Source organism: Curtobacterium sp. VKM Ac-1376, assembly GCF_015351025.1.
Lineage (GTDB): Bacteria > Actinomycetota > Actinomycetes > Actinomycetales > Microbacteriaceae > Curtobacterium.
In genome coordinates this window covers 280055-286320 of the sequence record NZ_JADKRV010000004.1, presented here as the reverse complement: position 1 = coordinate 286320, position 6266 = coordinate 280055, and the positions used below count along the sequence as shown (strand labels likewise).

The 6266-nt window shown below is 72.3% G+C and carries 4 protein-coding genes and 1 pseudogene; 4 read left to right on the top strand and 1 reads right to left on the bottom strand.

Annotation, left to right across the window (positions count from 1 at the left end; all coding sequences use genetic code 11):
* Positions 1 to 208 precede the first annotated feature (208 nt).
* From ITJ56_RS19115 to ITJ56_RS08045, 4 genes and pseudogenes are all read left to right on the top strand, one after another.
* A pseudogene (locus tag ITJ56_RS19115) lies at positions 209 to 529 on the top strand (recombinase family protein); the annotation flags it as partial.
* Between the two features lie 471 nt (positions 530 to 1000).
* On the top strand, positions 1001 to 1333 hold the full coding sequence (locus ITJ56_RS18910; RefSeq protein WP_416354761.1) for a WhiB family transcriptional regulator: 333 nt from the start codon (positions 1001 to 1003) through the stop codon (positions 1331 to 1333).
* Positions 1334 to 1509: 176 nt separating this feature from the next.
* Positions 1510 to 4347: a glycosyltransferase gene (locus ITJ56_RS08050; RefSeq protein WP_194629459.1), complete on the top strand. Its 2838-nt coding sequence runs from the start codon at positions 1510 to 1512 to the stop codon at positions 4345 to 4347.
* Complete coding sequence (locus tag ITJ56_RS08045; RefSeq protein WP_194629457.1) at positions 4344 to 5747, top strand: DUF5719 family protein; 1404 nt, start codon at positions 4344 to 4346, stop codon at positions 5745 to 5747. The genes ITJ56_RS08050 and ITJ56_RS08045 overlap by 4 nt, the downstream gene beginning before the upstream one ends.
* A 46-nt stretch (positions 5748 to 5793) precedes the next feature.
* Here ITJ56_RS08045 and ITJ56_RS08040 read toward each other — a convergent pair whose 3' ends face one another.
* Positions 5794 to 6234 (bottom strand): metallopeptidase family protein, encoded by a 441-nt coding sequence (locus ITJ56_RS08040; protein WP_194629455.1) that lies wholly within the window; start codon positions 6232 to 6234, stop codon positions 5794 to 5796.
* Positions 6235 to 6266: the final 32 nt, after the last annotated feature.

Here is a 6266-nt window from a genome sequence, read left to right as displayed (position 1 = left end):
GCACGGTGTTCCAGCCTCGACCCCATCTGCAACACTCCGATTCACGATGGTGTTGCAACGACCAGCTGAACCCAAGGGTCGTCCACCGGCGCAGGTGCGGACCATGCGGGCGGACGACCAGAATCCAGCAACTCCCTGAGCTCCCGATTCCCGTATGTCTGTCCGGAAAAGAGCCCGATGAAGGTGCCCGCAACGCTGGAGTCGTCGCATGCTCGTGGGGTACGCCTGCGTCTCAACCTCCGGCCAGGATGTCGCTGCGCAGCGGAACGGCCTCCGCTCGCTCGGCGTCGACCACGAGAACGTGCACGTTGACGACGGCATCACCGGAACGAATCGCGAACGCCCCGGCCTTCGCGAAGCCCTCGCCGCGGTACGAAAGGGCGACGTCCTGGTCGTCACCAAACTCGACCGACTCGCCGGGTCCGGACGCGCGCGACACCGCGGACGAGCTGGAGGCACCATCTCCGACCCGACCGACCCCGTGGGCCGGTTGCTGTTCGACGTGCTCGTCATGGTCGCTGAGTTCGAGGTCGACCTGGTCCGGGCATGCACTCGGGATGGGATGGCGATCGCGGCAGCCACGGGGAAGCTCCGTGGGGAGAAGCCCGAGCTCTCCGTCTCGCAGGAGAAGCACCTGGTCGCGCTGCACCGTGCCGGCGCGCACACGACGAGCGAAATCGCCGAGCTCTTCGGTTCGCCCGCTCGACGGTCTCCCGAGCGATCCAGCGCGCCGGAGGGAACCCGCCCGCCTCCTGACGACACGGAGCGAAGCAAGAACGCCGACACGAAGCGAAGCTGCTCACACTCCCGAGTGCCTGCGCAGGCGTCAGGCGCCCCCCGGAAGCCCGACAAAACCGGCGCGACACGCCCAAACGGGGGACATGACACGCCGAAGCGGTCAGAGCCTTCTATGATCCGCGACTTGACTCAGGCGAATGACACCGCTGTAATTACAGGCAACGACTTCAATCGTTGTGGTCCCGTTATCGAGACGTCAGGGGTGATCAGGGTGAACGGTTCCGACTTCCACGCCGGAGTTCCAGAGGACTGGCACGTCGACCCCGTGGCGCTCGGCGTCCCGGGTGTGCGACGGCCGGAGGCAGACGACGAGGAGAACCCGCTCGCGTGGCAGGTCGACTCGCTCTGCGCCCAGACCGACCCGGAGGCGTTCTTCCCCGAGAAGGGCGGCTCGACGCGCGAGGCCAAGAAGATCTGCACCTCGTGCGAGGTCCGGGCGCAGTGCCTCGAGTACGCGCTCGAGAACGACGAGCGCTTCGGCATCTGGGGCGGCCTGTCCGAGCGTGAGCGCCGCAAGCTGCGGAAGCGCGCCTGAGCGGTCTCGGCGCGCCAGCGCCGTGCGAAGGTGCGCCGAGGAGGCAGCGACGAGGACGGCGGGACCGGCCGTTGATTGCACAGTTCTCCACCGGGCGGTGAGCGCATCCAAAGGTTCACGGCGCGCCGCCGTGCGCAGCCGACCCCGTGCCTCCAGACCGTAGAGTGACGCCCGTCATGCAGCCCAGAGTCACCGCGATCCTCGTCGCCGCCAACGGGGCGGACCACCTCGACCGGACCCTGGACGCGCTCGCCGCCCAGACCCGCCACCCCGAGAACCTCGTGGTCGTCGACGTCGGCACGACCGACGGATCGACCGCCGAGCTCTCGTTCGGCGGGTCCGCGCAGCTCGTCCGGCTCCCCGCCGGCCGCGCGTTCGGCGACGCCGTCCTGCAGGGCGAGCGCAGCGCGCCGCCCGCGGTGGCCGACGAACCCGTCGACGAGTGGCTGTGGATCCTCGGCCACGACAACGCCCCCGCGCCGACCGCACTCGCCGACCTGCTGTCCGCCGTCGAGATCGCACCGTCGGTCGTCGTTGCCGGGCCGAAACTGGTCGCCGACGACGACCCCTCGCTCATCCGCGCCTTCGGCGAGAGCATGACCCGCTTCGGCCGGTCCAGCGGCCTGGTGCAGGACGAGCTCGACCAGGGACAGCACGACCGGAACACCGACGTCCTCGGGGTCGCCGCCGGTGGCATGCTCGTCCGCCGCTCGGTGTGGAACGAGCTCGGCGGCTTCGACCCGGCGCTGCCGGACGTCGACGCGGCCCTCGACTTCTGCGTGCGGGTCCGCCTGGCCGGACACCGTGTCGCCCTCGTGCCCGAGGCCAAGGTCACCAGTGCCGGACCGATCGAGGAGTTCGGACGCAAGCGCGTCTCCGAGGCCCGTCGTGTCCGGATGCACCGCCAGGCGCAGCTGCACCGCCGGATGACGTACGCGCCGGCCGGTCTGGTGTGGCTGCACTGGCTCACGCTCGTGCCGTTCGCGATCGGCCGGGCCCTCGGACACCTCGTCGCGAAGCACCCAGCCGCGGTGCTCCCCGAACTCGCCGCCGCCTTCGCGGTGGCCTTCGGCGGCGGCACCGGCCGCGCGCGGAAGAACCTCGCCCGCACGAAGAAGCTCGGCTGGGCCGCCGTGGAGCCGCTCCGCGTCAGCTGGAAGCGGGTGCACGAGCACCGCACGACCTCGCGTGACGTCGAGCTCGCCCGGGTCGAGGACGCCCCGATCGCACGGGCATCGTTCCTCGGTGACGGTGGGATCTGGGTGGTCCTGGCCGCCGCGGTGCTGAGCGTCGTGACGCTGTACCCGCTCCTCGGCTCGCCGGCGCTGACCGGCGGCGGACTCCTGCCGCTCAGCGCCACCCCCGCGCAGCTGTGGCAGAACGTCGGCTACGGCTTCCACTCCCTGGGCACCGGCTTCACCGGTCCGTCCGACCCGTTCGCCGCCGTCCTGGCGGTCCTCGGCTCGATCGTCTTCTGGTCCCCGTCCACCGCGGTGGTCCTCGTCATGCTCGTGGCGTTCCCGCTGTCGGCACTCGGCATGTGGTTCGCCGTCCGCAAGGTCACGACCCGCACCTGGGTGCCGGTCATCGGAGCCGCGCTCTACGCGATCGCGCCGACGCTCGTCGGTGCCGTGACGACCGGACACCTCGGCGCGGTGATCGCGCACGTGCTCCTGCCGTGGCTGTTCGTCGCCGTGCTCGAGGCGCACCGCTCGTGGGCGTGGGCGTCCGGTGCCTCGCTGCTGTTCGCCGTCGTGGCGGCGTCGGCGCCGTCGCTGCTGCCGGTGCTGCTGATCGGCTGGCTCGTGGCGCTCCTGGTCGGCTGGCGCCGCGCGCACCGCCGGCTGTTCATCCCGGTGCCCGCCGCCGTGCTCTTCCTGCCGCTGATCCTGGCTCAGGCCACCCGCGGCAACCTGCTCGCCGTGTTCGCCGACCCCGGCGTCCCCTCCGCCACCCGGGCGCCGTCCGCGCTCCAGCTGGCGATCGGCCAGCCGTTGCCGGACTGGAGCGGCTGGCTGCCCGCCACATCCGGTCTCGGACTCGTGGCGACCGTCCTGCCGATCGTGATGGCCGTCCTGGCGCTGCCGGTCGCGGCCGCCGCGATCGGTGCGGTGCTCGGCCACCGCTGGGCGGTCGCGGGAGCGGCGCTCGTCGTGGCGCTCCTCGGCTTCGCCACCGCCTTCGCAGCGACCCACGTCACCGTCACCGGGGTCGGCTCGACCACCACGATCGTCTGGCCCGGCAGCGGCCTGTCCGTGTACTGGCTGGCACTGGTCGTCGCCGCCTGCATCGGCATCGACGTCCTGCCGAAGGCCGCCCCGGTCGCGGGCCTCGTCGCGACGGTGCTGACCGGTGTCGCCGTCGCCCCGGCCTTCGCGGCGTTCTACCTCGGCAACGCCGTCATCCAGCCGACGACCGGCCGTGTGCTGAGCGCCTATGTGAACGCCGAGGCGCAGGCGAACCCCGACGTCGGCACGCTCGTCGTCGTCCCGCAGGACGACGGGTCGCTGGCCGTCACGCTCGAGCGTGGCCAGGGCTCCACCCTCGACGACCAGTCGACGCTCGACGCCACGGCTCTGCGGCTGAGTGAGTCCGGTGCGCGCCTCACGACCCTCGCGGGCAACCTGGCGAGCCGCAGCGGCTACGACCCCCGCCCGGCACTCCGCGAGCTCGGGGTGAGCTTCGTGCTCATCGACGATGCCGGTGACGACCCCGAGGCGCAGACCGTGCACGACCGCGCGGCCGGAGCCATCGGGCAGAACGCGCTCTTCACGAGCATCGGTGAGACCACCAACGGCCAGCTGTTCCACTACGACGGCGAGGTCGACCGCACGACGGCCGGTTCCGCCGCCACCCAGGCCACCCACGTGCTGTACCTGGTCGTCCTCGGCGTGGTGTTCGGCGCCGCGGCCCTGCTCGCCGTGCCCACGGCACCCCGCCGCCGTCGCGCCACCTCGAACGTCATCGAGGCCGAGGAACCCGCCACCACCTTCGACGAGGAGCGAGACGAATGAGCCGCACCCCCGCCTCCGTCCGCCGGTGGGTCATCCGCGGCACCGCCACGGCCGTCGCCGTCGTCGTCGCCGCGGGTGCCGTCACCGCGGCACACGCCTACGGCACCGCGAGCGAGCCCGGGCGCCCCGCCGGCCGCACCGTCACGCCGGTCCCGGCCGCCGCCGAGCGCGTCTGTGCCGGGAGCGCCCTGCGCCTGTCCGACGACGCCGGCAACGACGCGACCCAGGCGAGCACCGTCGGGTCGGCGACGGTGGCCACCGCGACCACCGGGTCGACGGTCGAACGGTCCGCGCTCGACCCGTCGACGACGGGCGGCAGCGACCCGCGCCTCCTCACCGCCCCGGCGGGGGAGACCACGCCGCAGGTCGCCGGCAGCAGTTTCCAGAGCGTCTCCAGCGGTGACCTCGTCGGTGCCGGCGCCGCCTCGTGCGACGATCCGTCCCAGTCCACGTGGCTCGTCGGCGGCTCGACGGAGACCGGTCGGACCAGCCTCGTCACCCTGTCGAACCCGACCGACGTGAACGCCACCGTCGACCTGGCGATCTACGACAGCAGCGGGACGGTCAGCGCTCCCGGCACGAACGGCATCGTCGTCGCGCCGAACACCCAGAAGGTCGTCCCGCTCTCCGGCTTCGTGTCCGATGAGGGCTCGACCGTCGTGCACGTCACCTCGTCGGGCGGGCAGATCGTCGCGCACCTGCAGGAGACCGTGGTCCGCACGCTCACGCCGGGCGGGTACGACATCGTCTCCGGGGGAGCGGCACCGTCACGGTCCCAGGTGATCCCCGCCGTCGCCCTCGCGAATGCCCAGGCCGCCCAGCGCGGTGACGACACCGCGGACGCGGCCCCGATCGTGCGGCTGTTCGTCCCCGGCAGCCGGTCCGCCAGGGTCACCCTCGGCATCACCACGGCGGACGGCGGCGGCACGACCGTCAACGCCACCGCCGAGCCGGGGGTCGTGACCGACGTCCCGCTCGACGACTTCCCGGACGGCCGGTACTCGTTCACCATCACCTCGACCGTGCCCGTCGTCGCGGGCGCCCGCACGACGACCCCGACCGACGGCAGCGGCAGCGACCTCGGCTGGTTCGCATCGGCCGAGCCGCTCGGTGACGTCACGATCACGGCGATCGCCCCGGGTGAGGGCGTCCGGCTGAACTTCGTCAACCCCACCCGTGAGGACCGCTCGGTCACCGTCCGCTCCGGCGACGAGGAGCGCACGCTGGAGATCCTGTCCGGCGCGACCGTGACGCTGCCGGTCCAGACCTCGAAGCAGCTCACGCTCACGGGCACCGAGGGCATCGTCGCCGGGGTCACCTACCGCGGGGACGACGGCATCGCCGGGTTCCCGGTCCGTCCGGCCACCGAGGTGTCCACGCCGGTCCGCGTCTACCCCTGACCGGGCGCAGCACCACCGCGCCCGTGACAGCTGCGGTGGCCGCGGTTCACCAGTGGCGGTAGCGATCCGGCGCGAGGTCCCAGGGGTCCTTGCCGATCAGCTCGCCCACGGCACGGAACACCGCGGTCTCGATGATGATGCGGCGGTCCAGGTCGTCCTTCTCGGGGCTGCGGTTCACCCGCTCGACCGGGATCCGGAAGACGGTCACCCGGCGAGTGTCGCGGTCGACCCGCCACCGCGGCATCTCGTCCGGCAGGGTCGGGTCGCTCGGCATGTCCGCAACCTGGAACACCACACCGGCGAGTTCGTCGGGCCAGAGCCCGAGCAGGTAGTGGGCACTGTCCCCGACGATGCGGTCGAACGCCTCGGCACGGGTGATGATCGGCGCGAGCTCGGGACCAGTGACGCTCGAGCGCCCACCGCGACCGTGCCGGGAGCGCCCTCGACCGCGGTCGACCGGGGTGACGAGGCGGGGCTTGCGACGCATCCCCACATCGTACGCGCGGACGGATGCGTGCC

Coding starts and splice junctions, on each gene's coding strand:
- ITJ56_RS08050 (WP_194629459.1), top strand. CDS start 1,510: ATGCAGCCCAGAGTCACCGCGATCCTCGTCGCCGCCAACGGGGCGGAC.
- ITJ56_RS08045 (WP_194629457.1), top strand. CDS start 4,344: ATGAGCCGCACCCCCGCCTCCGTCCGCCGGTGGGTCATCCGCGGCACC.
- ITJ56_RS08040 (WP_194629455.1), bottom strand. CDS start 6,234: ATGCGTCGCAAGCCCCGCCTCGTCACCCCGGTCGACCGCGGTCGAGGG.